General features: G+C 66.3%; 2 protein-coding genes. One reads left to right on the top strand and one right to left on the bottom strand.

The genetic code is table 11. The features are described 5' to 3' along the window. Positions 1-169 precede the first annotated feature (169 nt). The gene (locus tag AC1DU6_RS32390) at positions 170-538 is read left to right on the top strand and encodes a tryptophan 7-halogenase (protein ID WP_457325993.1); all 369 of its coding nucleotides are present in this window, start codon (positions 170-172) and stop codon (positions 536-538) included. 196 nt (positions 539-734) lie between these two features. Here the strand turns inward: AC1DU6_RS32390 and AC1DU6_RS32385 are convergent. After that, positions 735-1,073 (bottom strand): alpha-L-arabinofuranosidase C-terminal domain-containing protein (locus AC1DU6_RS32385; RefSeq protein ID WP_477862331.1); only part of this gene is annotated, 339 nt, incomplete at its 5' end.

The raw sequence follows: 1,073 nt of genomic DNA, 5'->3' as shown, positions 1-1,073 counted from the left end.
CGGATCAAACGTCCGTGCCTGCTGCCATGGTCCTGCGCGCGGCAGCGCTTTGCTGGCCTCGTTTCCCTGCCTGCCGACCTGATGGCRCGTGGCAGCGCCGAGGACGGCACCTGCAGGTCCGCTGTCGTCACCGGCGACCATCGCTAGTCGTTGCCCAAGCATGCAGGCCATGTCACAGCAGTACAACCGCATCGTCGTCGTCGGCGGGGGCAGCGCGGGGTGGATGACCGCCGCCGCCCTCGCCACCGGCTTGAAAGGCCGCGTCAGTGTCGAGCTCGTCGAGTCGGAGGAGATTCCGATCATCGGTGTCGGCGAGGCCACGTTCCCGTCAATACGCAACTACAACCAGCTGCTCGGCATTGACGAGGTCGAGTTCCTGCGCGCCACCAACGGCAGCTACAAGCTGGGCATCCGTTTCTGCGACTGGTTGGATGTGGGCCACGAGTACTTCCACACTTTCGGCCATTTCGGCAATGCATATTCCAGCGAACGTGAGCAGCCAGTTCAGCACGATGAGCACGCGATCCAGCGTGCATGATCACCGGCACGCGCCAGCGCGCGGCCAAGTCCGCGCCGGCTCCCGCAAGGCCAAGCCGTGACGCCACGCTGCGGCACCCTGTCGGCGCAGCCGACACACTGGACGCCCGCGCAGGCGTTGGCACTCTTCGAGTGCCTGCAGCCCCTGAGCGAGCAGCACTGGACCGTTTACGGATCCTCGGATCCAGCCCGACGGTTCACCGGGTCTCAATCTCCAGGACGCCCACCGAGTAGGCGGGTAGCGTCAGCGTGAATTCGCGCGCAATGCCCTTGAGGGGCTGGGTCTTCGGCGCGACGCGGGTCGGCTCGTCCAGCGAGTTGGCTGCATCGGGGTTGGCCGAGCTCATCACGGTCAGCTGGGCCGTGGGTGCAAGCTTGTTCACGCCGGTCAGCTTCACGCGCACCGGCTGATCGGTGGCGGCGCGGCTGGCGAACTTGATCTGGATGCGGCCCGGCTTGCCGGCCTCGTCCTTGCGCGTCACCACCCAGTGCAGGGCCGGGAAGGTCTTGCCGTTGTCACTGGTCCAGTTCGGGAT

Source organism: Roseateles sp. P5_B10, from assembly GCF_056400485.1.
Note: the sequence above shows the minus strand (reverse complement) of the source record. Positions and strands in the feature narration are given on the sequence as shown.

Coding starts and splice junctions, on each gene's coding strand:
- AC1DU6_RS32390 (WP_457325993.1), top strand. CDS start 170: ATGTCACAGCAGTACAACCGCATCGTCGTCGTCGGCGGGGGCAGCGCG.